This is a genomic window from Monashia sp. HAY1-11D, from assembly GCF_056868035.1.
Genome location: NZ_CP200320.1, coordinates 2,146,034 through 2,170,563, shown reverse-complemented (window position 1 = coordinate 2,170,563; position 24,530 = coordinate 2,146,034). Strand labels below are relative to the sequence as shown.

The 24,530-nt window shown below is 74.1% G+C and carries 24 protein-coding genes and 1 pseudogene; 17 read left to right on the top strand and 8 right to left on the bottom strand.

The window, feature by feature from the left end; translation table 11 throughout:
- The first annotated feature begins 7 nt into the window (after nt 1–7).
- The 4 genes from AC1VM9_RS10040 to AC1VM9_RS10025 all read left to right on the top strand — a co-directional run bounded on the left by AC1VM9_RS10040 (nt 8) and on the right by AC1VM9_RS10025 (nt 3,991).
- A complete protein-coding gene (locus AC1VM9_RS10040; RefSeq protein WP_481341403.1) occupies nt 8–430 on the top strand; it encodes a BlaI/MecI/CopY family transcriptional regulator in 423 nt (140 codons plus the stop codon).
- 3 nt (nt 431–433) lie between these two features.
- On the top strand, nt 434–1,330 hold the full coding sequence (locus tag AC1VM9_RS10035) for a M56 family metallopeptidase (RefSeq protein WP_483122508.1): 897 nt from the start codon (nt 434–436) through the stop codon (nt 1,328–1,330).
- A 71-nt stretch (nt 1,331–1,401) separates the two neighbouring features.
- The gene (galE, locus tag AC1VM9_RS10030; RefSeq protein WP_483122506.1) at nt 1,402–2,424 is read left to right on the top strand and encodes a UDP-glucose 4-epimerase GalE; all 1,023 of its coding nucleotides are present in this window, start codon (nt 1,402–1,404) and stop codon (nt 2,422–2,424) included.
- Nucleotides 2,425–2,515: 91 nt separating this feature from the next.
- Nucleotides 2,516–3,991: a wax ester/triacylglycerol synthase domain-containing protein gene (locus AC1VM9_RS10025; protein WP_483122505.1), complete on the top strand. Its 1,476-nt coding sequence runs from the start codon at nt 2,516–2,518 to the stop codon at nt 3,989–3,991.
- A 173-nt stretch (nt 3,992–4,164) separates the two neighbouring features.
- On the opposite strand, the gene AC1VM9_RS10020 is transcribed toward AC1VM9_RS10025, so the two are convergent.
- Together AC1VM9_RS10020 and AC1VM9_RS10015 are read right to left on the bottom strand one after the other, a co-directional pair.
- A complete protein-coding gene (locus AC1VM9_RS10020; protein WP_483123991.1) occupies nt 4,165–5,511 on the bottom strand; it encodes an MFS transporter in 1,347 nt (448 codons plus the stop codon).
- A 220-nt stretch (nt 5,512–5,731) separates the two neighbouring features.
- Nucleotides 5,732–6,142: a nuclear transport factor 2 family protein gene (locus tag AC1VM9_RS10015; protein WP_483122504.1), complete on the bottom strand. Its 411-nt coding sequence runs from the start codon at nt 6,140–6,142 to the stop codon at nt 5,732–5,734.
- A gap of 417 nt (nt 6,143–6,559) precedes the next feature.
- On the opposite strand from AC1VM9_RS10015, the gene AC1VM9_RS10010 reads away from it, so the two are divergent.
- The 8 genes and pseudogenes from AC1VM9_RS10010 to AC1VM9_RS09975 all read left to right on the top strand — a co-directional run bounded on the left by AC1VM9_RS10010 (nt 6,560) and on the right by AC1VM9_RS09975 (nt 13,645).
- Nucleotides 6,560–7,081: a low molecular weight protein-tyrosine-phosphatase gene (locus AC1VM9_RS10010; RefSeq protein ID WP_483122503.1), complete on the top strand. Its 522-nt coding sequence runs from the start codon at nt 6,560–6,562 to the stop codon at nt 7,079–7,081.
- A 24-nt stretch (nt 7,082–7,105) separates the two neighbouring features.
- Entirely contained in the window at nt 7,106–7,876 is a 771-nt protein-coding gene (locus tag AC1VM9_RS10005) for a VOC family protein (RefSeq protein WP_481341397.1), read from the top strand.
- 35 nt (nt 7,877–7,911) lie between these two features.
- Nucleotides 7,912–8,166, top strand: a pseudogene (locus AC1VM9_RS10000) (VOC family protein); the annotation flags it as partial.
- Between the two features lie 58 nt (nt 8,167–8,224).
- Nucleotides 8,225–8,785, top strand: coding sequence for a VOC family protein (locus AC1VM9_RS09995; protein ID WP_483122501.1), 561 nt, complete (start codon nt 8,225–8,227; stop codon nt 8,783–8,785).
- Nucleotides 8,786–8,878: 93 nt separating this feature from the next.
- Complete coding sequence (purB, locus tag AC1VM9_RS09990) at nt 8,879–10,291, top strand: adenylosuccinate lyase (protein WP_483122500.1); 1,413 nt, start codon at nt 8,879–8,881, stop codon at nt 10,289–10,291.
- Between the two features lie 122 nt (nt 10,292–10,413).
- Entirely contained in the window at nt 10,414–10,824 is a 411-nt protein-coding gene (locus AC1VM9_RS09985; protein ID WP_481341394.1) for an MmcQ/YjbR family DNA-binding protein, read from the top strand.
- Nucleotides 10,825–10,993: 169 nt separating this feature from the next.
- Nucleotides 10,994–11,212, top strand: coding sequence for a heavy-metal-associated domain-containing protein (locus AC1VM9_RS09980; RefSeq protein WP_481341393.1), 219 nt, complete (start codon nt 10,994–10,996; stop codon nt 11,210–11,212).
- A 12-nt stretch (nt 11,213–11,224) separates the two neighbouring features.
- Entirely contained in the window at nt 11,225–13,645 is a 2,421-nt protein-coding gene (locus AC1VM9_RS09975; protein ID WP_483122498.1) for a heavy metal translocating P-type ATPase, read from the top strand.
- A 176-nt stretch (nt 13,646–13,821) separates the two neighbouring features.
- On the opposite strand, the gene AC1VM9_RS09970 is transcribed toward AC1VM9_RS09975, so the two are convergent.
- Both AC1VM9_RS09970 and AC1VM9_RS09965 read right to left on the bottom strand, forming a co-directional pair.
- Nucleotides 13,822–14,457, bottom strand: coding sequence for a VOC family protein (locus AC1VM9_RS09970; RefSeq protein ID WP_481341391.1), 636 nt, complete (start codon nt 14,455–14,457; stop codon nt 13,822–13,824).
- Nucleotides 14,458–14,588: 131 nt separating this feature from the next.
- Nucleotides 14,589–15,446 carry a TrmH family RNA methyltransferase gene (locus AC1VM9_RS09965; protein ID WP_483122496.1) on the bottom strand — a complete coding sequence of 286 codons (858 nt, stop codon included), beginning with the start codon at nt 15,444–15,446 and terminating at the stop codon, nt 14,589–14,591.
- Nucleotides 15,447–15,607: 161 nt separating this feature from the next.
- Between AC1VM9_RS09965 and AC1VM9_RS09960 the strand changes: the two genes are divergently transcribed.
- The 4 genes from AC1VM9_RS09960 to AC1VM9_RS09945 all read left to right on the top strand — a co-directional run bounded on the left by AC1VM9_RS09960 (nt 15,608) and on the right by AC1VM9_RS09945 (nt 19,757).
- A complete protein-coding gene (locus AC1VM9_RS09960; protein WP_483122495.1) occupies nt 15,608–16,234 on the top strand; it encodes a DedA family protein in 627 nt (208 codons plus the stop codon).
- Between the two features lie 56 nt (nt 16,235–16,290).
- On the top strand, nt 16,291–17,007 hold the full coding sequence (locus tag AC1VM9_RS09955) for a response regulator transcription factor (RefSeq protein ID WP_483122494.1): 717 nt from the start codon (nt 16,291–16,293) through the stop codon (nt 17,005–17,007).
- The gene (locus tag AC1VM9_RS09950; protein WP_483122492.1) at nt 17,004–18,473 is read left to right on the top strand and encodes a sensor histidine kinase; all 1,470 of its coding nucleotides are present in this window, start codon (nt 17,004–17,006) and stop codon (nt 18,471–18,473) included. Before AC1VM9_RS09955 ends, AC1VM9_RS09950 begins: the two co-directional genes overlap by 4 nt.
- Nucleotides 18,474–18,650: 177 nt before the next feature.
- The gene (locus tag AC1VM9_RS09945) at nt 18,651–19,757 is read left to right on the top strand and encodes a TerC family protein (RefSeq protein WP_483122491.1); all 1,107 of its coding nucleotides are present in this window, start codon (nt 18,651–18,653) and stop codon (nt 19,755–19,757) included.
- A gap of 25 nt (nt 19,758–19,782) precedes the next feature.
- Here AC1VM9_RS09945 and AC1VM9_RS09940 read toward each other — a convergent pair whose 3' ends face one another.
- Nucleotides 19,783–20,442 carry a hypothetical protein gene (locus tag AC1VM9_RS09940; RefSeq protein WP_483122490.1) on the bottom strand — a complete coding sequence of 220 codons (660 nt, stop codon included), beginning with the start codon at nt 20,440–20,442 and terminating at the stop codon, nt 19,783–19,785.
- Nucleotides 20,443–20,496: 54 nt separating this feature from the next.
- Here AC1VM9_RS09940 and AC1VM9_RS09935 point away from each other — a divergent pair, with 54 nt between their 5' ends.
- Nucleotides 20,497–21,045: a VOC family protein gene (locus tag AC1VM9_RS09935; protein WP_483122489.1), complete on the top strand. Its 549-nt coding sequence runs from the start codon at nt 20,497–20,499 to the stop codon at nt 21,043–21,045.
- Nucleotides 21,046–21,051: 6 nt separating this feature from the next.
- Here the strand turns inward: AC1VM9_RS09935 and AC1VM9_RS09930 are convergent, their stop codons facing one another.
- The 3 genes from AC1VM9_RS09930 to AC1VM9_RS09920 form a co-directional block, all read right to left on the bottom strand.
- Nucleotides 21,052–22,503 (bottom strand): amidohydrolase family protein, encoded by a 1,452-nt coding sequence (locus tag AC1VM9_RS09930; protein ID WP_483122487.1) that lies wholly within the window; start codon nt 22,501–22,503, stop codon nt 21,052–21,054.
- Nucleotides 22,504–22,601: 98 nt separating this feature from the next.
- The gene (locus tag AC1VM9_RS09925) at nt 22,602–23,846 is read right to left on the bottom strand and encodes an RNA polymerase sigma factor (protein WP_483123990.1); all 1,245 of its coding nucleotides are present in this window, start codon (nt 23,844–23,846) and stop codon (nt 22,602–22,604) included.
- 252 nt (nt 23,847–24,098) lie between these two features.
- Complete coding sequence (locus AC1VM9_RS09920; RefSeq protein ID WP_481341406.1) at nt 24,099–24,530, bottom strand: YciI family protein; 432 nt, start codon at nt 24,528–24,530, stop codon at nt 24,099–24,101.

Sequence of the window (24,530 nt, the reverse complement as noted above, 5' to 3'; positions counted from 1 at the left end):
AACGACCATGCCCAACACTCCCCGCAACCGCCTCGGCGAGCTCGAGCGCGCCGTCATGGAGCACCTCTGGAACACCGCGGAGTCGAACCCGGGCGGCCTCACCGTCCGCGACGTCCACGACGAGATCGGCGTCGAGCGGGGCCTGGCCTACACGACGCTCATGACCGTCCTCGACCGGATGGCCAAGAAGGACCTCGTCACGCGCGAGCGCGACGGACGCGCCTGGCGCTACACGCCCGCGTCGACGCGTGAGGAGCTGACGTCCGAGTCGCTGCACCACACCCTCGGCGAGCTGGCCGGCGAGACCCGCCGCAGCGCCCTCCTGCACTTCCTCGACGAGTCGACGCCGGAGGAGCTCGACGAGCTCAAGGCCGCCCTCGCCGAGCTCGAGGCGCGCCGCGGTCCCGGGCCGAAACCCCGAAGCGCCTGACCCATGGTCGTCGTCGGCACGCTCGTGGTGCTCGCGGCGCTGCTGGCGTGGCCGGTGCCGCGGCTGCTGTCCCGCGTCACGGTGCTGCGTCGGGCGCCGCGTGCCGCCCTGGCGCTGTGGCAGGCGACGGCCGTCGCCGCCGTCATCGCCGCGCTGCTGGCCGCTCCCGCCGCGCTGCCGGCGCTCCTCGGTCACCGCGCGCGGCTCGCCGACACGTGGCCCGTCGTCGCCGTCGCCGGCGCCCTGAGTGCCGTCGTCGCCGGCCGGCTGCTCGTCGCCGGCGACCGCATCGGACGCCAGCTGCGGGCGGCCCGGCGGCGGCACCGCGACCTCGTCGACCTGCTCGGCGCGGCCGGTGAGGGCCCCGACCGCGACATGCGCGTCCTCGAGCACGCGACGCCCACTGCCTACTGCGTCCCGGGCGTCCGGCGCCGGGTGGTCCTGACCCAGGGCACGCTCGCGTGGCTGGCACCCGAGGAGCTCGACGCGGTCCTCGCGCACGAGCGCGCGCACCTCACCGCGCGGCACGACCTCGTCATGGAGTTCTTCACCGTGGTCCACGAGGCGGTACCGCGGTTCCTGCGCTCCGACGCCGCGCTGCACGAGGTGCACCTGCTCATCGAGGTGCTCGCCGACCGCGCAGCGGTTCGCCGCACGGGCCCGGTCACCACGGGCCGGGCGATCGTCGCCATGGCCGACGGCCCCAAACCGTTGGGCGCGATGGCGATCCGCGAGAACGCGCCGGTGGCCAGGACCCGCATCGAGCTGCTCGACGCCGACCGCATCGCGGGCCTGCCGGCGGAGGTCGTCGGGGGCGGGATGTACGCGGCCGCCGTGGCGCTCGTCGCGGCGCCGCTCGGTCTGTACGCGCTCGCCATCACGGGTTTCGCGCTCGTCTGAGGGCGCTCGACCGGCTCGGTCGGCTCGGTCGGCTCGGGAGGGCGGCTCGACCGGCTCGGTAGGGTGACCGCATGCGCGTACTCGTCAGTGGCGGCGCCGGCTACATCGGCTCGCACACCGTGGTCCAGCTCGTCGCCGCCGGGCACGAGGTCCTCATCGTCGACAACTTCGCCAACAGCAAGCCGGCCGTCGTCAACCGCCTCGAGGCCCTCACCGACACCCACCTGCCGGTCCACGCCTTCGACCTCACCGACGTCGACAAGACCGAGCACCTCTTCGCCCACGAGCACATCGACGCCGTCATCCACTTCGCCGGACTCAAGGCCGTCGGTGAGAGCGTCGAGCTGCCGCTCGAGTACTACGAGAACAACCTCGGCTCGACGTTCTCGCTCGTCCGCGCCATGCGACGCCACGGCGTCGACAAGCTCGTCTTCTCCTCCTCGGCCACCGTGTACGGCCTCGACCAGGAGGCCGCCACCGAGGACCGGTCGACGTCGGCGACCAACCCGTACGGCTGGACCAAGGTCATGCAGGAGCAGATCCTGCGCGACGTCGCCGTGGCCCACCCGTCGATGCGGTTCGCGCTGCTGCGGTACTTCAACCCGGTGGGCGCCCATGTCAGCGGCACCATCGGCGAGGACCCGCAGGGCATCCCGAACAACCTCGTGCCCTACATCTCCCAGGTCGCCGTCGGACGCCGCGAGTACCTGCAGGTCTACGGCGACGACTACCCGACCCCCGACGGCACCGGCCTGCGCGACTACATCCACGTCGAGGACCTCGCCGCCGGCCACCTCGCCGCCCTGGCCCGGCTCGGCACGATGGACGAGCCGGTCGGCGTCTGGAACCTCGGCACGGGGCAGGGCACGTCGGTGCTCGAGATGCTCCACGCGTTCGAGCGGGCGGTCGGTCGTGAGCTGCCCTATCGCGTCGTCCCGCGCCGGGCCGGTGACGTCGCCGTGTCCTTCGCCGACCCGACCAAGGCCAACGAGGAGCTCGGCTGGCGCGCGACCCGCACCGTCGACGACATGTGCGTCGACACGTGGCGCTGGCAGCAGGCCAACCCGACCGGTTACCCGGACAGCGCCGGCTGACCCACGCGCCCCCGCACCCACACCGTGTCTGCTGCCTCACGCCGGCGGCGATCCCACGTCCCGACGCCGCCCTCGTGCCTACCGTGGAGGGGTGGGTCGTCGTCATCGACGCGGTGACCGCGCCGCGGTCCGCGTGGACCGGCTGAGCGCGAACGACCTCACGACGCTCGTCACCGACCGTGGCCCTGTCCCGATGCACATCGCCGCGGCGCTCGTCCTCGACCCGCCGACCGGTGGCGGCCCTGGTGTCGACGCGGCTACGGTCGCACGGCTTCTGGACGAACGTGTCGCGGGGGTGCCGCGACTGCGCCAGCGGTTGCACGGCGACGCGGCCGGGCTCGCACGCCCGTACTGGAGCGACGACGAGCAGTTCGACGTGCGGCGCCACCTGGAGGTGCATGCGGTCGACGGGTTCGCGGGGCTGCTCGAGCTCGCCGCCGACGTCGTCTGCCGTCCGCTGCCGCGGGACCGCCCGCTGTGGGCCGCACACTGGGTGACCGGCGTCGGACCGGGCCGCAATGCCCTCGTCATCGTCGCGCACCACGTCCTCGCCGACGGGATCGGAGGGGTGGCGGTCCTTCAGTCCCTCGCCGACCCGGCCGTCGCGACACCGTCGACGGCCGCGACACCGGCGAGCGCGTCGACGAACCCCTTGCCCAGTGCCTCGACGAGCGTCCCGACGAGCGTCCCGACGGGCGCCGCGGGGGGTGGCACGGGAAGCGAGACCGGTGCGGGCCAGCGCGCACCGTGGCCGTCCCGGCACGACCTGACGGCCGCTTCGCGGATGCGTCGGACCGCGATGCGTGGGCTCGTCGGCAGGCTGGCACGGCGCATCCGCGTCACGGCGTCGGGGCTGCGCGACCTCGGCGTCGGCGCCCGGCCTCCGCGGCTCGTCGCGCGGACCTCGCTCAACCGGCCGACCGGTCCGACGCGTCGGATCGGCGTCGTGGACCGTCCACTCGACCTGGTGCTGTCGGCGGCCCACCGTCTCGGGGCCACCGTGAACGACCTCGTCCTGGTCGCCGTGGCGGGAGCTCTGGTCGACGTGCTGGAGGGGCGCGGCGAAGGCGCTGACGAGATCGTCGTCTCGGTCCCGTACTCCGCGCGCCCGAGCACCACCGCCCGCGACCTCGGCAACGCGAGCGGCGTCGTGCCGTTCCGGGTGCCCGGCACGGGAGCCGACGCGCGAGCGCGCCTCGAACGGGTGCACGCCCAGTCCCTCGCTCAGCGCAACCGGCCGCGAGCTGCGTCGGCGGCTCCGCTCGGACTGGTGTTCAGGTTCCTCGCGCGAGTCGGCCTCTTCCGGTGGTTCATCGAGCGCCAGCGGCTCGTCACCACGTTCGTCACCAACGTCCGGGGGCCCGCGCAGAGCGTCCGGCTCGGCGGCTGCGAGGTGAGCCGCATCATCCCGGTGGCGGTCACCCCGGGCAACACGACGGCGACCTTCGACGTGCTCTCGTACGCCGGCCGCCTCGGCGTCACCGTCGTCGCCGACCCCGTGACGGCGCCGGACGCACCGCACCTCGTGGCTCGGGTCGGAGCCCGCCTCGACGAGCTCCTCGGCTGACCCGGTACAAGCGACGGGCCGACGCGGTCCGTCCCAGGAGTGCGCGTCGACCCCGGGAGTGCGCGCCTTGCCCAGGGATGCGCCGTGCACGGCGCACCCCTGGGCAAGGGCGCACTCCTGCGGAGACGGCGCACGTCTGGGCCGACGTCGTATCGCTCCGGGGCGCGCGTCGGTCAGGGGCGTGGGTCGAGCGCGTCGTACTCGCGGAACGAGCGGACCCGCGCCACGGCGAGGACGACGAGGGCGACGACGAGGACCCCGCCGACGACGGGCGGCACCCACGTGGCCGTCAGCGTCGCGAGCGTGCCCGCGAACATCTGCCCGAGGCGCGGCCCGCCGGTGACGACGACGGTGAAGACGCCCTGGGTTCTGCCGCGCAGGTGGTCCGGCACGGCGGACTGCAGGATCGACTGCCGGAAGATCGCGCTGACGTTGTCGGCACCACCGGCGACCGCGAGGCACAGCATCGCGAGCGTCAGGGCGAGCCGGTCGACGTCGCCGAAGTCGCGCGAGGCCACCGCGTGCCCACCGAGCGTCGTCGTCGCGAGCACCAGGCCGAGGCCCAGCACCGCGAGTCCGTAGACGACGATGGCGTTGCGGATCGCCACGCCCTGCCAGCGCAGGCCGGTGACCCGTCCCGAGCCGAGGCTAGACACGATGCCGCCCACGGCGAAGGACGCGAGCAGCAGGCCGGCGGTCACGGAGCCACCACCGATGACGACGGCACCGACGGCCGGGAAGAGCACCATCGGCTGGCCGAACGTCATGGCGATGATGTCGACGACGAAGCTCATGCGGACGTTCGGCGCCCGGCGCAGGTGCGCGAGTCCCTCGAGGACCGACCCGATGCCGCCGACGACCGGCCGGTCACCCTCGGGCCGGATCCGCGGCAGCGTCCACAGGCCGAAGAACCCGGCGAGGAAGAGGACGACGTCGACGGTGTAGGTCCAGGCGTAGCCGGCCCGTGCGACGAGAACGCCCGCGAGGCCCGGCCCGACCGTCACCATGACACCGGCCGAGATGCCCATGAGCGCGGCGGCCTTCGGCAGCATCTCTCTCGGCAGCAGTCGCGGCGTGATCGCCTGGCGCGTGGCCGACGCGATCGTCGCGGCCACGGCGTTGACGGTGGTGATGACGTAGAAGACCCAGACGTGGGTGAGGTGCAGCCAGGCCACCGACGCGAGCGTGACCGTCGACACCCAGGCCACGGTCGATGCCGTGATCGCCACGGTGCGCCGGTCGAACCGGTCGGCGACCGCCCCGCCGTAGAGCCCCGCGACGACCATCGGGACGAGAGAGAACCAGGCGACGAGCGAGACCATGAAGGTCGACTGCGTCAGGTCGTAGATGTGCAGGCCGACGGCGGTGCTCGTGACGAACGTGCCGATGCCGGCGAGGGCGTTGCCGAACCAGAGGCGCGCGAACGCCGGGCTGACACGCAGCGGTGTCAGGTCGACGAGGTGCGACCGATGCTGTGGCCCAAGGCTGCCCGAGGGGTCGACGTCCTGGCTCGCGGGCAGGCCTGCCCCGGGGTCGGCGCCGCTGCCCGGCCCGCTGCCCGGCCCGCTGCCCGGCCCGCTGTCCGGCCCGCTGATCAGCCCGATGCCTGCCCTGTCGCCATCCGCGGCGTCGCCGCCGGCGTTCGCGTGGGTGGGGGTGCTCCTGGTCGTGTCGGTCGTGCGACGGTCCTCGTGCTCGTCGGTGCCGCGCTCCCCCGGTCCTGCCCTCACCCGCCCGACGCTACGCCACCGACGTGTCGGTGCCGGCGACCGGAAGGCACGCGGCGATGTCGCGCAGCCGGGAGCCGTCCCGCGTCCACACCCACGTGCCGTCCGGCTCCCGGCGCGCCACCTGCGTGCGGACCGTGCCGTCGGACCAGGTCGAGGTCGTCATCGCGAGCGCGCCGGACACGACTGCGCGGGTCGAGGCCGCACCGAGCGCGGTGTCGACGAGCGCCCCCGCATCGAGCGCCGCAGCGTACGCCGCGCGTACCGCGTCGCGGCCCGCCGCCTCCCGCCCACCCGGCAGGCTCACGACCGCGTCGGGCGCGTGAAGGGCGGCCACCGCGTCCAGGTCGGCGCTGGCGACGGCGGCGGCGAGAAGGGCCTCGAGGTCCTCGGGAGCCTGGGCTGCGGGGCGGGTCGTCGTCATGGCCACACCGTGGCACCGACCACCGACAGCACGCCGCACGCGCCACCGGAGACCGTCCCGACCCCCACCCCCGGAGATGTTTCGCGCGCTTCTGTCCGAAGCGCGCGAACCGTGGCGTGGAGCAAGGACAGGGGCGCGCCATCCGGTGTCCGCGCGCGCGATATGTTGCGCGCCCACGTCAGAAGCGCGCGAAACGTCGTGGAGGCGCGGCGGGAATCCGGCCGCGGCGCGTGAGGTCGGCTGGGGGGCCGGGCATCGGCCGCGCACGGGTCGGTGAGTGCCTCGACGCAGCCCGCGCGGCCGCCACAGGAGCGCGCGAACCGGCCCGGCGCCCCTCACGAGCCGCCCTCCGGAACAAGCGGGCCAATCTGCGCACTTCGGGCACCGGGCGCGAGTCTGCGGTGTTCAATGGGCAGCATGCTCGCGCGCCCCCTCCACGTCACCTTCGTGTGCAGTGGCAACATCTGCAGGTCGCCGATGGGGCACGTCATCCTCCAGTCCCTCGTCGAGGAGGCGGGGCTGGCCGACGACGTCCGGGTCAGCTCGAGCGGCATGGGTGACTGGCACGTCGGGGAGAACGCCGACCCGCGCACCGTCGCCGTCCTCGCCCAGCACGGCTACGACGGCTCGCACCACCGGGCCCGCGAGTTCGACCCCGGGGAGTTCGACGACCTGGACCTCGTGCTCGCCTCCGACGAGGGGCACGTGCGCACCCTCCAGCGGCTGGCCGGGACATCCGCCAACCGCCGCAAGATCCGGCTGGTCCGCGAGTTCGACCCCACCGCCGTCGAGGCCGGCACGCTGGAGACGAGCGACCCCTGGTACGGCGGCGACGAGCACTTCGCCCGGTGCTTCGCCGAGGTCGAGGCCGCCTGCCATGGCATCCTCGACCATGTCAGGGCCACGCTGGCGAGCCAGCACGCCCATCCCCTCACCTGACCGACACGAGACCTGAGCCCGACCGTGCCCGACTACCCGTACGGGTCGCCCTGCTGGGTCGACCTGCTCACGACCGACGTGCCCCGCGCCAAGCAGTTCTACGCCGACCTCTTCGGCTGGACGTGGCTGAGCGGCGACCCCGCCACCGGTGGCTACACGATGGCGCTCCTCGGCGGGCAGCCCGTCGCGGGCCTGAGCCGCAAGCCGGCGAACGCGCGCGTGCCGAGCCAGTGGACGACGTACCTGCGTGTGGGGGACATCGACGTGGCCGCCACGGCGGTCCAGGCCCACGGCGGACGCGTCCTCGGCCGGCCGGTGCCCCTCGGCGCGCTGTCCCGCACCCTCGTGGCCGTGGATCCCGGCGGCGCGTACTTCGGCGTCTGGGAGCCGGGCGAGCTGCCGGGGTCCGGCCTGCTCGACGAGCCCGGGTCCCTGACGTGGAACGAGCTGCTGACCCGCGACTACGACCGGGTCCAGGGGTTCCACCTCGGCGTCTTCGGCCACGAGTTCACCGACGAGACGGAGCCGGGCGGGCCCCGGTGGTCGACCGCGCACACCGGTGACGGCAACCCGGCCTACGGGCTGGCCGAGATCGACGCCGAGTGGCCCGCCGAGATCCCGCCGCACTGGGTGGCCTCGTTCGCGACGCACGACGTCGAGTCCTCCGCCGCGCGCGCCGTCGAGCTGGGTGCGACGCTGGTGCAGGGACCGTTCGACGGGCCCTACGGCCTCGGGGCGGTGCTGGCGGGTCCCGAGGGAGAGGTCTTCTCCCTCCTCGTGCCCGACCTCGACTGACGCCCCATCGACCACCGACCTGCAGGAGGAAGACCGTGCCCGTCCACGAGGACAGCTTCGCCCCCGGAACGCCGTGCTGGGCCGACGTCCTGGTCGGTGACGTGGCCCGTGCCCGCGACTTCTACGGCGCGCTGTTCGGGTGGACGTTCGAGGACCTCCCGCCCGAGGCCGGCGGGTACGTCATGGCGCGCAAGGACGACCACGTCGTGGCCGGTCTCATGGCGCGCGACCCGCAGGACCCCGGCCAGCGGGACGTGTGGACGGTCTACCTCGCGACCGACGACGTCGACGCCACGGCTGAGCTTCGCGCTCGCGGCCGGGGGCATCTTCTTCCTCGGACCGGTCGACGTGCTCGACGTCGGCCGGATCGCCGTCGGCGCCGACCCGGCCGGTGCCGCGTACGGGCTGTGGCAGGCGCGCACGCACACCGGCGCCGACCTCGTCGGCGAGCCTGGATCCCTGTGCTGGGCCGAGTCGATGAGTCGCGACTACTCCGCCAGCCGGGCCTTCTACAGTCACGTCCTCGGCTACCGCCTCGAGGAGATCGGCGAGGGCGGGTTCAGCTACTCCGTGGCCACGATCGAGGAGAGTGGTCAGCCGGTCGCCGGCATCGGCGCCATCCCGGCAGAGGCGCCCGCCGAGGTGTCCTCGCACTGGATGGTCTACTTCGCCGTCGCGGACTGCGACGCCGCTGCCGCCCGGGTCACGAGCCTCGGGGGCAGCGTCGTGCAGCCGGCGTTCGACAGCCCGTACGGCCGGATGGCCGTCGTCGCCGGGGCGCAGGACGAGACCTTCTCGGTCATGCAGCTGCCCGAGCCGTCCCCGCGCACCGACGCGTCCGCCCCCGACGCGTCCGCCCCCGACGCGTCCGCCCCCGACGCGTCCGCCCCCGACGCGTCGCCCGGCTGACGCGCTCGCCCGGCTGGCATGTCGCCCGGCCGAGGCCGGGATCGGCTGAGACGGCGGTCGGGGCACGGTTCCCGCTCTGGGAGGATGGGGGCCATGGCTTCCCTCGCTGACGCGACCCCGCCCATCGCCCTCGGCGCGCTCGACGGCCGCTACCGCGGCGCGGTGGCACCGCTCGTCGACCACCTGTCCGAGGCCGCGCTCAACCGCGAGCGGGTCCGGGTCGAGGTCGAGTGGCTGATCCACCAGACGAGCCACGGAGTCGTGCCCGGCGTGCGCAAGCTGAGCGACGACGAGACCCGTCGGCTTCGCTCGGTCGTCGAGGACTTCGGTCCCGACGAGGTGGCCGAGCTCGCCGAGATCGAGCGGGTCACCGTCCACGACGTCAAGGCCGTCGAGTACTTCCTCAAGCGCCGCCTCGCCGACATCGCGCCGGCCGCCGAGGACCGGGGGCTCGCCGAGCTGGTCCACTTCGGCTGCACGAGCGAGGACATCAACAACCTGTCCTACGCGCTCATGGTCAAGGGCGCCGTCGAGCAGGTGTGGCTGCCACGGGCGCGGGCGCTCGTCGAGCAGGTGGCCGCGATGGCGCGCGAGCTCAAGGACGTCCCGCTGCTCGCCCACACGCACGGCCAGCCGGCGACCCCGACGACGATGGGCAAGGAGCTCGCCGTCCTCGCCCACCGCCTCGGCCGGCAGCTGCGCCGTATCGGCGGCCAGGAGTACCTCGGCAAGTTCAACGGCGCCACGGGCACGTTCGGCGCCCACGCCCTGGCCCTGCCCGACGTCGACTGGCCGGCCGTGTCGCAGTCGTTCGTCGAGGGCCTGGGGCTGACGTGGAACCCGCTGACGACCCAGATCGAGAGCCACGACTGGCAGGCCGAGCTCTACGCCGACGTCGCCCGCTTCAACCGCATCCTGCACAACCTGTGCACCGACGTGTGGACCTACATCTCGATGGGCTACTTCGCCCAGGTGCGCGGCCAGGGCACCGTCGGGTCGAGCACGATGCCGCACAAGGTCAACCCGATCCGGTTCGAGAACGCCGAGGCCAACCTCGAGGTCTCCAACGCCCTGCTCGACGTGCTCGGCGGGACCCTCGTGCAGAGCCGCCTCCAGCGCGACCTCACCGACTCCTCGATGCAGCGCAACATCGGGACGGCCTTCGGGCACAGCCTGCTGGCCGTCGACAACGTGTCCCGGGGGCTTGCCGGCCTCGACGCCGTGCCCGAGCGCATGGCCGCCGACCTCGAGGCCAACTGGGAGGTGCTCGGCGAGCCGATCCAGTCGGCGATGCGGGCACTCGGCGCCCAGGGCGTCCCCGGCATGGAGGAGCCCTACGAGCGGCTCAAGGAGCTGACCCGCGGACGACGCGTCGGCGGTGACGAGGTGCGCGAGTTCGTCCGCGGCCTCGGCCTGCCCGCCGACGTCGAGGCGCGGTTCCTCGACCTCACCCCGCAGACCTACACCGCGCTGGCAGCCCGCCTCGTCGACGACTACCTCGCCTGACACCCACCCGCACCGACCCGCAACACACCGAGCAGCTGCCAACCGCAGCTGAAGTACCCGTGACGGGTTGACGACTGCTCGGTGTGTTGCGGGTCCGGGTGCGCGGGCTACCGTGCTGAGGCATGGCGCGTTCCCGCAGGGCCAGGCTGGCCGACATCGACGAGATCGCGCTCGCCCTGCCCGAGGTGACCCGCGAGCCGTCGGACGGTGACCGACCGGCCTACCTCGTCGGCGGCAGGACCTTCGTCTTCGCCCGCGGGCCGCGCAAGGACGCCACCGACCCCGAGACGGGCGAGCGCTACACCGACGTCCTCGCCTTCCACTGCACGGCCGAGGACAAGCTGGCGATGGTCTCCGACCCGGCGTCGCCGTGGTTCACGACGCCGCACTGGAACGGGTACAACGCCGTCCTCCTGCTCGAACGTGATCTCGGACGCCTGACGGTGGCCGAGCTGCGAGAGGTCGTCACCGACGCCTGGCTCGCTCGCGCACCCAGACGCCTCGTCGCCGCGTACCTCGATGCCGCGACATGACGGCGAGGAACACCGCCCGGGGCCGGCGCAGGTGAGATGGTGCGTGAGGCGGCCGACGTCGTCACGCCTCGGGCGCAGCCGAACCGCCGGCCCGCCGAACCGCCGGACCCGCCGAACCCGCCGAACCAACGGAACACCCGAACCACCCGAACCGATCGGAGGAACCACGATGAGCCAGACCGTCACGACCATCACCGTGTCGGGGATGACGTGCGGCCACTGCGTCGCCAGCGTCACCGAGGAGCTGTCGGAGGTGCCCGGCGTCACCGGCGTCGACGTCGACCTGCACGCCGGCTCCGACTCCCCCGTCACCATCACCAGCGACGCACCCCTCGACCCGGCCGCCGTCGAGGCCGCGGTCGTCGAGGCCGGGTACACGCTGCGGTGACGTGGTGAGCCGATGAGCACCGACGAGCGTCAGTCGCCCCCGCGGCCGCAGCGACCGGACGAGGTCCGGCTGGCGATCAGCGGGATGACGCACGCCTCGTGCCCGGCCCGCATCGAGGGCACGCTGAGCCGACTCGACGGCATCGAGTCGGCCACCGTCGACCTCGCCACCGCGAAGGCGCTCGTCACCTACTCCTTCCCGCTCACCGTCGCGGACATCGTCGCCGAGGTCGAGCGGACCGGCTACGGCGCGCGCCCGCTCGACCGGCGTCCGGCCGCGGGCGCGCTGCTCGAGAAGCTGCGCGCCGCGGAGGCAGCCCGCCGCTCGAGGAGCGGTGCAGCCCCCGAGCCCGGGACGCCCGGCCGCGCGCTCGACGGGCAGCCGACGGCCTCCTCCGCCGGGCACGACGACGACGCTCGGGCGCCTGACGTGAGCCACCTCGACGGCTCGCCGACACGTGCCGTCCTCCGTCCACGGCTGGTCCTCGCGGTGCTCCTCACGGCGCCGGTGCTCGCGCTGGCGGTGCTCGCTCCCGGACCGACGTGGAGCCGATGGCTCCAGCTGGTGCTGGCGGCGCCGGTGGTGCTGTGGTGCGCCTGGCCCTTCCACCGCCTCGCCGCAGTCGACGCGCGCCGCCTCGCCGCAGTCGACGCGCGCCGCCTCGCCGCAGTCGACGCGCGCCGCCTCGCCGCAGTCGACGCGCGCCGCCTCGCTCCGACGGCGGACACGCTCGTGTCGCTCGGCGTCCTCACCGCATGGTGCTACTCGCTCGTCGCCGCCCTCGCCGGTGGGCAGGCGCTGTACGCCGACGCCTCGGCCGTGGTCACGACCGTGCTGCTCGGCGGGCGTCTCCTCGAGGCCCGCGCCCGGGAACCCGGCCGGCAGGCGCTGACGACGCTGCTGCACGCCGGCGCCCGCGACGCGTCGGTGCTGCGCATCGACCCGACCACCCGGACGACGAGTGAGGTCCGGGTGCCCGTCGCGCGGCTCGCCGTCGGCGACCAGCTCATCGTCCGACCCGGCGAGACGATCGCCACCGACGGCGTCGTGCTCGACGGGTCGAGCGCCGTCGACGCGAGCCTCGTCACCGGTGGATCCTCCCCTGACGACGTGGGGCCCGGCAGTGAGGTGGCGGGCGGCTCGGTCAGCACGACGGGGCGCATCGTCGTCGAGGCCCGACGCGTCGGTGCCGACACGATGCTCGCCCGCATCCACCGCCTCGTCGAGGACGCCCGGACCGGCAGGACGCGTGGGCAGCGCCTCGCCGACCGGGTGTCGGCCGTCCTGGTGCCCGTCGTGCTGGGGGTCGCCGCGGCGACGCTCGTCGGCTGGCTGCTCACCGGCCACGACGTCGGTCGCTCGCTCGGGGTCGCGGTGACGGTGCTCCTCATCGCCTGCCCCCGCGCGCTCGGCCTGGCGACGCCGACGGCCCTGCTCGTCGGCACCGGCCGCGGTGCCCAGCTCGGCACGTTCGTCACGGGCCCCGAGGTCCTCGAGTCGACCCGACGCGTCGACACCGTCGTCCTGGACAAGACCGGCACCGTGACCACCGGCGAGCTCCGGCTGCGCAGCATCGCCGTGCGCGGGCGGCTGTCGAAGAAGGCCGCCCTCGTCGCGGCCGCCGCCGTCGAGCAGGGCAGCGAGCACCCCGTCGCGCAGGCGATCGTCGCCGGCGCCGGCCTGGCGAGGCTGGACCTGCCCCGCATCCGCGACTTCGAGGCCAACCCCGGCGAGGGCGCCACCGCGCGCATCAGGGACACCGAGGTCACCGTCGGCAAGGCGGTGCTGTTCGAGCAGGTCGACCCGGCCCTCGTCGAGCACGCCGCGACGCATGCCGGGACGACGGTCTACGTCGGCTGGGACGGCGTGGCCCAGGCGGCCCTCACGGTGGAGGACACCGTCCGCGACACGTCCCCCGCGGCCGTGGCCCGGTTGCAGGCCCTGGGCCTCACCCCGTACCTGCTCACCGGCGACAGCGCCGCGAACGCACGAAGCATCGCCGAGCAGGTCGGCATCGACCCCGCCCACGTGCGCGCCGAGGTCCTCCCGGCGGACAAGCACGAGGTCGTCACCGCGCTCCAGCGCGAGGGCAGGGTCGTCGCGATGGTCGGGGACGGCGTCGACGACGCGGCCGCGCTGGCCCAGTCCGACCTCGGCATCGCCATGGGCACCGGCACGGACGTCGCGACGGCCTCTGCGGACATCGTCCTCGCGCGCCCGGACCTGTCGGCCGCCGGCGACGCGATCGCGCTCTCGCGGGCGACGCTGCGCGTCGTCCGGCAGAACCTGGCGTGGGCCTTCGGGTACAACGTCGTGGCGGTCCCGCTCGCGGCGTTCGGGCTGCTCGACCCGATGGTCGCCGGCGCGGCGACGGCGCTCTCCTCGGTGCTCGTCGTCGTCAGCTCGCTGCGGCTGCGACGCGTCCCGCGCTGACCGCTGCGCCCCCGGGCCCGACCCGGCCCCGAAGAACCCCGGAGGACCTCGGAGGACCTCGGAGGACCTCGGAGGACCTCGGAGCAGGGCACCCTCTCACGTCGAGAGGCCACCTGCCGCGATGCGGGAGGTGGCCTCTTCGAGGTGCGAGCCGACCCGTCGGGTCAGGCGTCGGGTCAGATGGTGACCTTGCCGCGGGGCGTGTCGAAGGTGACGGAGAGCAGCCCCGGCGTGCCGTGCGGCGCCACGAACGTGAAGTCGATGCCGCCCTTGTCGAACGTGTCCTCCGGGCCGAGCCACTCGCGGACGCGCCGCGGGTCGCCGGCGATCTGGAGGTTGTCGATGGACACCTCCGTGTCGGAACCGGCGGACGGGTGCACCGTCATGTCGTCCCACTCGATGAAGTAGGGAACCTGCGGGTCGGCGAGCAGGCCCTTGATGCCGAGCTGGCGCCACTTGAGCTCGGTACCGTCGGGACGGTGCCGGTTGCCCTCCACGGAGTCGCGGCCGAGGCGCTTCTCGACGACGGTGATGTCGTCGACCGCGACGACCCAGCCGAGCCAGCCGCCGCCGGCCTCGGAGCGGGCCCGGACGGCCTGGCCGAAGGGCGCCTTGTCGGACGCCGGGTGGTCCAGCACCTCGACGACCTCGAGGTAGTGGTCCTTGGCCAGCGGGAAGATGATGTTGCGGGTGCCGAACCGCGGGTGGACCCCGCCGTCGACGGGCGTCACACCGATGAGCTTCGACAGGCGCTCGGCCGTGGCCTTGAGGCCACCCGCCTCGGCCGCATAGGAGACGTGGTCAACTCGCATACAGAACATCGTGACACACGCCGAGGGGTGCTCTTGACCACCCCCTGTCCGGGTCGGTAGGGCCCCTGACGAGCCGTTACCCGGGCGTCACACGACCGCCACACGCGCCACACACGTACGCAGACCGGACGTCACCGCGTGCGCTGGCGGACGGCCTCGTAGAGGACCACGGCGGCCGCCACCGACACGTTGAGGCTGTTGGCCCGGCCGTGCATCGGGATGCGCACCCGCACGTCGGCGGCCGCGAGCAGGGCCGCGTCGGCCCCGTGCTTCTCGCTGCCCACGGCCACGGCGACGCGTCCGGTGTAGTCGGCGTCCGTGTGCAGCAGGTCGGTCTCGGGCGTCGTGACGACGAGCCGGACGTCGTTGGCCCGCAGCCAGCCGAGGACCTCGGCGGTCGGGGCGGCCGCCACCGGCACCGCGAACACCGTGCCCTTGCTCGCACGGACGACGTTCGGGTTGCCCCAGTCGGTGACGGGGTCGGCCGCCACGACGGCGTCCACGCCGGCCGCGTCGGCCGTGCGCAGCATCGCGCCGAGGTTGCCGGGCTTCTCGACGCCCTGCGACAGCAGCGTCAGGTGGTCCGGGGCGTCGACGCGCAGGTCGCCGAGCGGCCGACCCACGGCGTCGACGACGGCGAGCAGCCCGTCGGGCCCCTCGCGGTAGGACACCTTCTCGAACGCGGCCCGACCCAGCCGCACGACCTCGACGCGGTCGTCGCGGAGCCGGTCGAGCAGCTCGGCCTGGTCCCCGATGCGCTGGGACCCGGCCACCCCTGCGGGGCTGAAGAGCTCCTCGCAGACGAACACCGACGCGGGTCGCACCCCGGCCGACAGCGCGAGCCCGATCTCCTCGTACCCCTCGACGAGGGTGCGGCCGGTCTCCTCACGGGTCCGGCGCCGACGCAGCCCGAGGAGGGACTTGAGGCGCGGGTTCGAGGGCGAGGTGATGACGAGGTCGTGACTCGGGCGGGCGCTGGCGTTCGACATGGCAGGGCCAAGCATCCCACCGCCGCGGTGGTTCGCGGCACGGTGCGCGCTTCGGGGCAGGGCCGGGCCGGGGCCGAGCGGCACGTGCCGCGAAGCGCAGGCCGTGCCGCCGAGGTCGACAGCCGGACCGGGGCCGCCGGCGGGACACCTAGAGTGGCGCCATGCTCGACGCCATCGCCGCCCTGCCCTTCTGGCAGGCGTTCCTCGCACTGTTCGCGAGCGCGATGGTCCGCTCGAACGGCACGTACTGGGTCGGCCGTGGGGCCGTCTCCGGGTGGCGTCGCTACCGCGGCAGGCACGGCGACCTGACCTCGCGCGCCGAGGCGTGGCTGCGACGACTGGGGCCCGTGGCCGTCACGCTGTCCTACCTCACGGTCGGCGTCCAGACCGCGGTGCACCTGACCGCCGGCGTCATGCGGATGCCGTTGCGCTGGTACGTGCCGGCGGCGGTGGTCGGGTCGGCGGTGTGGGCGACGCTCTACGCCACCGTGGGTCTCGCGGTCGTCCAGGCCTGGATCGCGGCCGAGGCCGGGTCCTGGTGGGCGGCAGCCGGACTCCTCGCCCTCGCCGGGGGCATCGTCGCGGCGGTCGTCCTGCGGCGTCGTGGCCGAGCCCCGGGCCCGGGCAGCGGTCCGGGCAGCGGTCCGGACAGCGGTCCGGGCAGCGGTCCGGACAGCGGTCCGGGCAGCGGTGCGGACACTGGTGCGGACGCCGGTGCGGACGCCGTGGCCGGACCGCTCGCGGGCGGACCGACCGACCCGGCCGCGCACGCCACGGACCGGTCCTGACACGATCCTGACGTCGGCGTGACGCCGGCGCGTCCGGCGGGCTCTACGCTGCGAGCGTGCCCACGGCCCAACCCCCGAGCAGCGACGCACCGGCACGGCGTGGCCTCGTGCTCGTCGTCGAGGACGAGGCGACCATCGCCGACCTCCTGCGCCTCAACCTGCGCGCCGCCGGCTACGGGGTCGAGGTCGTCGGTGACGGTGGGCAGGCCCTGGCCGCCGTCCGCCGGATGCGTCCCTCGGCGGTGGTCCTCGACATCGGTCTGCCGACGATGGACGGCATCGAGGTGTGCCGGCGGCTGCGGGCCGAGAACGACTGGACGCCGGTGCTGTTCGTCACGGCGCGCGACGACGAGGTGGACCGCGTCCTGGGGCTCGAGCTGGGCGCCGACGACTACCTGACCAAGCCGTTCTCCCCCCGCGAGCTCGTCGCGCGCCTGGGCGGTGTCCTCCGTCGGACACGCGGCACCGCGGGCACGCCGGAGGTGCTGCGCCACGGGTCCCTCAGCGTCGACCTCACGAGCCACGAAGTCACCGTCGACGGCCGCCAGATCGCCCTGACCGCAACGGAGTTCGACCTCCTGGCACATCTGCTGCGGCGCCCGGGTGTCGTCTTCACGCGGGAACGGCTGCTCAGCGAGGTGTGGGGCTACAGCTCCTCCGCGGGTGGGCGGACCGTCGACGTCCACGTGGCGCAGGTGCGTGCGAAGCTCGGCGAGGCGAGCCCGATCCGCACCGTCCGGTCCGTCGGCTACGCGGCCGAGCGAGCGCCGTGAGCGCCTCGCACGGCGCGTCGCTGTCGCGGCGCATCACGCAGCTCGCCGTCGGCATCGCGGTCCTCACCGCCGTGCTCGCCGGGCTCCTCGCGGTCGGGCTGGCGCGCTCCTCCGCCGAGGACTCGGCGCGCGCCACCCTCGGCCGGATCGCCGACGCGGCGGCGGCCCGCGCCGACACCGGTGAGGTGGCGCGGGTCGCGCAGAACCGGGCGGTCCGCACCCTCGGGGCGCTCGGCGTCGAGTCGGCCAGCGTCGGCCGGGGCGGGACCGTCGTCTCGACCAGCCGTCTGGCCCGTGCGGCGCTGACGCCCGCCCGCACCGAGGCGCTGCTCGCCGGGCGGCCGGTGTCGGGGCGGGACGAGCTCGACGGCACGACCGTCCTCGTGGAGGGACGGCCGACCGACGCAGGTGGCATCGTGCTGGCCCAGCGCCGGTCCGACGCGACGGCCGCCTCTGACCGGCTGGTCCGCCGCGTCCTGCTGGCTCTCGCCATCGCCGCGCTCGTCGCCGTCGCCGTCAGTGCGGCCCTCGCCGCTCGGCTCGCGCGCCCGCTGCGCAGGACCGCCGATGCCGCGCACGCCCTGGCCGCCGGTCGACGCGACGTCACGGTCCCGGTCGAGGGGCCGAACGAGGTCGCCGAGGTGGCGAGCGCCCTCAACAGGCTGTCGGCCTCGCTCTCGCGTTCGGAGGGACGCCAGCGCGACTTCCTCCTGTCGGTGTCGCACGACCTGCGGACGCCGCTCACCGGGATCACCGGGTACGCGGAGTCGCTCGCGAGCGGGGTCGTGCCCCCGCAGGACGCGGCGTGGGTGGGTGGTGTCGTGCTGCGGGAGTCGCGTCGCCTCGAGCGTCTCGTGGGCGACCTGCTCGACCTGGCGCGGCTCGGTGCCCAGGCGCCGAGCCTGCACCCCCGGCCCACCGACCTCGTCGTCGTGGGCCATGAGGTGGAGGCGGTGTGGTCGGCACGGTGCGGCGCGGTGGGGGTCCCGTTCGCACTCGTGACGAGGGTTCGGGCGGCGCCCGTGCTCACCGACGCGGGGCGGCTGCGGCAGCTCGTCGACGGGCTCCTCGAGAACGCCCTGCGCGTCACGCCGTCGGGACGGCCGATCGTCGTCGAGGTGCGTACCGAGGGGACCGTCGCAGGTGCCGTCCACCCGGGGCCCGGGGCCGTCCACGTCGTCGAGGTGCGCGACGGCGGTCCCGGCCTCACCGACGACGACCTCGCCGTCGCGTTCGAGCCGTCGGTCCTGCACGAGCGCTACCGGGGCCTTCGGCCGGTCGGCACGGGCCTCGGCCTGGCCATCGTCGGGCGCCTCTCCGAGCTGCTCGGCGGACACGTCGAGGCCGGGCACGCGGCCGAGGGCGGGGCCCGGTTCACGCTCCGGCTGCCCGCGGCTGTGGGACCGGACGGGACGCCGGTGCCTCCTCCCGAGAACCGGGTGCGACCGCCGCTGCCGTCGGGGTGACGCGCGGCGGCGTCTTGGGCTTCGGTCGACGCGTCACGTACCCTTGTGCACGAGGGGAGTACTTCCACGTCCCGTTCCGGTCAGTACGGCGGCCCAGCCGCCCCGGACGGGAGCCGGTGCCAGCCGGTGGAGGAGACCTCAGACGAACCGCCACGTGTCCGTTCTGAGGAGACCACCGTGCTCACCACCCTTGCTCCGCCGACCGCCGTGTCCGCCACCGCGACCACCACCCTGTCCAGCACCGCGACCACCACCCTGTCCATCGGGACGCCGACGCTGTGGACCGCCACGATCCTCGGCATCGTGGCCCTGTTCGCGGTCGACTTCGTCATCACCCGACGGCCGCACGACCCCAGCATGCGCGAGGCCGTTGCCTGGTCGGCGTTCTACGTCGCGATCCCGCTGGCCTTCGGCGCGTGGCTCTGGTCCCGGTACGGCTCGCCGCAGGGCCTCGAGTACTACACCGGCTACCTCGTGGAGAAGTCGTTGTCGGTCGACAACCTCTTCGTCTTCATCATCCTGCTGTCGGCGTTCGCCGTGCCCCGCGAGCTGCGCCAGAGGGTGCTGCTCATCGGGGTGGCCGGCGCCCTCGTGCTGCGGGGCGTCTTCATCGCCGTCGGCGCCCAGATGATCGCCACCTTCTCGTGGACCTTCCTGCTCTTCGGCGCGATCCTGCTGGCCACCGCCGTCAAGGTCGGCCGGGACGCGCTGTCGCACGGCGACCACCAGATCGACGTCGCGAACCTGCGCAGCGTCAAGCTGGTCCGCCGCTTCCACCCGGTCACCGATGACTACGACGGCACGCACCTGTCGGTCAGGCGCGGCGGGCGCCGCCGGCTGACGCCGCTCGCCGTCGTGGCCGTCGCGATCCTCGGCACCGACGTCGTCTTCGCCATCGACTCGGTCCCGGCCGTCTACGGCATCACCGGCGACCCCTACCTCGTCTTCGCGACGAACGCGTTCGCGCTGCTCGGCCTGCGCGCGCTCTACTTCGTCCTCGAGAACGCGTTGTCCTCGCTCGTGCACCTCGGGCACGGCCTGTCGCTCATCCTGGCCTTCATCGGTGCCAAGCTCGTGCTCCACTGGGGGCACACCGTTTGGCCCGGCGTCCCCGAGATCCCGACGCTCGCCTCGCTCGGCGTCATCGTCGGCATCCTCGCCGTCGTCACCCTGACGAGCCTCGTGGCCAGGCGGCGTGCCGATGCAGCCATCCGCAACGCGTCGGACGCACCGGCCGAGGAGGACGCCCCGGACGCGTCGCGCGACGAGCCCGTGGCCTCCTGACCGCGACGTCGCGGCGGGGCAGGGGTCAGCTCGTGGTGCCCGGGGAAGGTGTGGTCGACGGGGTCGCGTTGGCGTGGCGGAAGACGACGACACCGGCCGTCGGGCGCGTCGCACCGGTACCCACGACGAACGCCTTGTCACCGACGCGGACTGCGGCCATCGACGAGTCGTGGCCTGTGCCGTTCGCGCGGGCCCGGACCCTCGTGTCGCCGGTGACGGTGAAGGTCGACGAGACGCCGTCCCGGGCCCTGACGGTCACGGATGTGCTCGATGCCGCGGTGACCTCGCCCCGGATGGCCTGGTGCGTGACCGGCCCGGTCCGGCCCTCGGTGACCCACGTGGCGTGGAGGGCGCGCAACAGCCGGGCCCTGAGCCCGCGCCGGTCGCCCTGGCCGAAGGGCGCGTCCGCGGCGGTCGCGGACGTCGCCGGCGCAGGCGCTCCCAGGGCTGCGTCGACCAGGTCGGCCTCGACCAGGTCGGCAGTCGTCGCGTCGGCCGAGGCGCCGGAGGCCTGTGCCTGCGCGGCACCGAGGCCCACAGCCGTGCCGCCGGCACCGGGGCCGTCGCCCGTGGAGCAGGCGCCCAGGGCGAGGCCGCCCGCGAGGAGCACCGCGGCGGCGACGGCGCCGGACGGCTGCAGGACGGTTCGGAGCGTGCCGGTGGTCCGGCGGATGTCGTTCGTCATGGCACCCACGGTGCCCGGCCGGGGTCAGGCGATGGTCCGGACCGTGTTCGGATCGTGTTCGGACCCTTTCCGACCGGCGTCCGCGCCGCGCCCCGGGACCCGCTGCAGCAGGTCGGCGTCACCGCCACGGGCTACGGTCGGGTGATGGACCGCGACGTCAGCGACTACCCCATGCTCCGCCAGGTCGTCCTCGACTGCCCGGACGCGCGGGCCCTCGCCGAGTTCTACCGGCAGCTGCTCGGTTACGCCTACCGCCCGGGTGACGAGCTGCCACCGGCCGGTCAGCCGGATCCGAACGGCGAGGACTGGCTCGTGCTGCGGCCCGAGCCGGACGCCGCCCGCAGCGGGCGGGGACTCGCCTTCCAGCAGGTCGCCGCGTACGAGCCACCGGTGTGGAGCGCCGACGGCCCCGACCCGGCACGCCAGCGCCAGATGTCGCACCTCGACATGACGGTCGACGACCTGCCCGCCCTGGGCCGTCAGCGCGACCGGGCCGTGGGGCTCGGCGCGACGATCCTGCTCGACCGGTCCGACGACGAGGACGAGCCCCTCTACGTCTTCGCAGACCCCGCCGGTCACCCGTTCTGCATCTTCGTCGCCTGAGTGGGGTCAGGCGAAGATCGGCCCCACCGCGGGGTAGGCGTCGGTGAGCAGACCACGCACCGTCGACAGCGGTGGCACGTCGGCGCCGCCCTGGAAACCGGTGTCGAGCCGCATCGGTTTGCCCCAGGCGGTGAGGTCCTCGATCGTCGTTCCCTGGGCCGCGCCGGAGAGCGAGGCGAACCAGTCGGCGCGAGCGTAGGTGACGTCGCCCCCGATGCAGACGAGCTCGACCCAGGACGGGTCCGCGAGGCAGACGTTCTCGTACGGGTCGGCGTGGTGGCGCTCGAGGACGACCAGGTCGGCCGGCCGGCCCTGCGCCAGCGCGCCGAGGTGCTCGTCCAGCCCGGCGACGCGGGCGGCCACCGACGTCACCATCGCGACGAGGTCCGCCGCGGCCAGCGGGTGTCCCTGCTGGGCCAGCTCCCGGCGCGCGACCTTCATCTCGGCGAGCAGGCTCGTCGAGCCCGACGGCAACCAGTCGGCCCCGAGCGCCACCGGCATGCCCGCCGCGAGCGCCTCACCCGCCAGGGTCGTCTCGCCGTAGAGGCGCAGGTTCGACTGGGGCGACCACACGAGCCGGCACCCGGCCGCCGCGACCGTGCGCAGGTCGTCCGCCGAGAGGGCACTGCCATGGATGATGTTCGTCGCCCGGGTGGCGCCGCCGAGGTCGAGGAAGTGTCGGAACTCCTTGGCGCTCACGGCATCTCCACGCCGCCCCTCGGACAGGTGCAGGTAGAACGCGGTGACCTCACCCGCTGCGATCCGCTCCATGACGCGCTGGAAGGTCGGCAGCCCGAAGGAGCCCGACGGCAGGTCGATCATCGACCGCGCACGGTGCGCGCCGAACGCCCACTGGTCGACGTTGCGCACGAGCGGCTCAGCGGTCGCCGTGCTCGCGCCGGACGCGCCCTGGATGCCGGTCACGCCGCCGACGAGCGCGCGTACCTCCGCGTACCGGGTCTCCGTCCCCGGCGGCACGCGCGTCAGCAGGACGTTCTGCGGGTCACGGACGAGCTGCTGGTACGGCGTCGATCGCCGCCACGCGTACCGGTTGGCGAAGAGCTTCGGGGGCTCCCAGGCGGCGAAGACGTTGAACTCGGGGTGGCCGTGCAGGTCGAGCAGGCCGGGCAGGATGACGCCGTCCGTCTCCTGAACCGGCAGGTCGCCCGGCTTGCGCCTCGAGACCCGTGCCACCACGCCGTCGGCCACGGTGACGTAGCCGCTGGACCAGGCACCCTCGGGCGTGACCACCGCGCCGTGCAGCACGAACGGCATCGGCGGCAGGGCGCGGCTGCGGACGGCGGGTCGCGGCAGCTCCTCGGTGATGCCGCGCGCGTAGGCGTTGTCGAAGGGCCCGCGGCCGGCTCGTGTCGTGGATCGGCCGGACTCCCAGTGCTCGACGTCGGACGTCGTGCCGGTCGCGTGCCGGGTGGCGCCCCGGCCCTCTGTGCGGGCCACGTGCGACCTCCCTCCGTGGCGGACCCGGTCGACGGTCGTCGTCGGTGCAGGGTCTTCCGACGGTAGTCCTCATGCACCGGTGCCCGTGACGGTTTGGGTCAGTCCTCCGCGGCGGCCCGTCGTCGAAGCAGCGTGCGCTCGGCTTCGTTCTGGGCCATGTCGGCCGCGCGCGCGAACTCGGCCCTGGCCTCCTCGCCCCGCCCCAGGCGCAGGAGGAGGTCCCCCCGGACGCTCGGGAGAAGGTGGTAGTCGGCCAGCGCGCCGGCGTCCACCAGCTCGTCGACGACGCCGAGGGCGGCCTCGGGACCGGCGGCGTAGGACAGGGCGACGGCGCGGTTGAGGTCGATGACCGGCGAGGGACGGAGCGCCGCGAGCTGCTCGTACAGAGCGACGATCTGCGCCCAGTCGGTCTCCTCGGCCGTGCGGGCCCGGGCGTGGCAGGCGGCGATCGCCGCCTGGAGCAGGTAGGGACCCGGTCCGGAGGGGGCGGCACCGTCGGTGCCCGGTGCGGCGGCGAGGGCGAGGGCCCGGTCGAGGGCTGAGAGCGCGTGGCGGATCAGGGCCCAGTCCCACGCGGTGCGGTCCTGGTCGAGGAGCAGCACCGGCTCGCCGTCGGGGCCGATCCGCGCGCGGGTGCGCGAGGCCTGGATCTCCATGAGGGCGAGCAGCCCGTGGACCTCGGCCTCACGCGGCGCGAGTGCGGCCAGGACGCGCCCGAGACGGATGGCCTCCTCCATGAGGTCGCCGCGGACCCAGTCGCGCCCGGACGTCGCGGCGTACCCCTCGTTGAAGACGAGGTAGACGACCTCGAGCACGGACGCGAGCCGGGGCTCCAGCTCGGACCCGGACGGCACGGCGACGGTGACGCCGTCCTGGCTCAGGGTTCGCTTCGCCCGCGAGATGCGTTGGCCGATCGTCGTCTCGGTGGTGAGGAACGCCCGCGCGATCTCGCGCGTCGTCAGGCCGCCGATCATCCGCAGCGTCAGGGAGATCCGGGCCTGGGCGGTGAGGGCGGGATGGCAGGCGGCGAAGATGAGGCCCAGGACGTCGTCGTCGATGTCCTCGAGCGCGGCGTCGAAGTCGGCCTCGGCGAGGTCGGCGACCCGCAGCTCCTCGGCGTGGCCGACCTGCTGCAGCTTGCGGGCGAGGTTGACGTCACGGCGGATCCGGTCGACGGCCCGGCGGCGGGCGGTCTGCGTCAACCAGGCCCCCGGCCTGTCGGGCACACCGTCACGTGGCCACTGCTCGAGGGCCTGCACGAACGCGTCCTGCGCGAGGTCCTCGGCCAGGCCGATGTCGCCGACGACGCGCGCCACGACGGCGGTCACCTTGGCGGCCTCCATGCGCCACACGGCCTCGAGGGTGCGACGCACCTCGTCAGGACTCGGCTCGCCCGGGTGGGGCTGGGTCGTCACGGCCACCGGGCCACTCTCGCACGCCGCACCGACTCCGGGGGCCGCCCGGTGCCCCGCGACCCGGCAGGTGGACACCCACCACCGCTACGTCACTGCTCACTCTGACTGAGCAGTGACGTAGCGGTCGCGGCGCATCATGCCCTCAGGGACGCGTCCCGTGGTGACCACCCGGACCGCAGGTCAGCCGCGGGCCGCGTTGCGGGCGGCCTCCTCGCGCATGCGCTCCTCACGTTCGCGCATCTCGGCGGTGAACTCCTCGCCGAAGTCCTCGGGCGCATAGACCTGGCGCAGCTCGAGGTGCAGGCCCGGGTCGGGCGCGCACGACGCCGGCCACTTCTTGAGCCACTCGAGGGCCTCCTCGCGGGAGGACACCTCGATGATGGTGAACCCGGCGATGAGCTCCTTGGCCTCGGCGAACGGGCCGTCGGTCACCGACCACTCGCCGTCGGCCCACGTGACGCGGGCCCCGCGGCTCGTGGGGTGCAGGCCCTCACCCGCGACGAAGACGCCGGCGCGGAGCATCTGCTCGTTGTAGGCCTGCATGTCCGCGAACTGCTGGACGGTGCCGGTTCGGCCCTGCTCGGAGTCCGCGTTGGCCGGGACGATGATCAT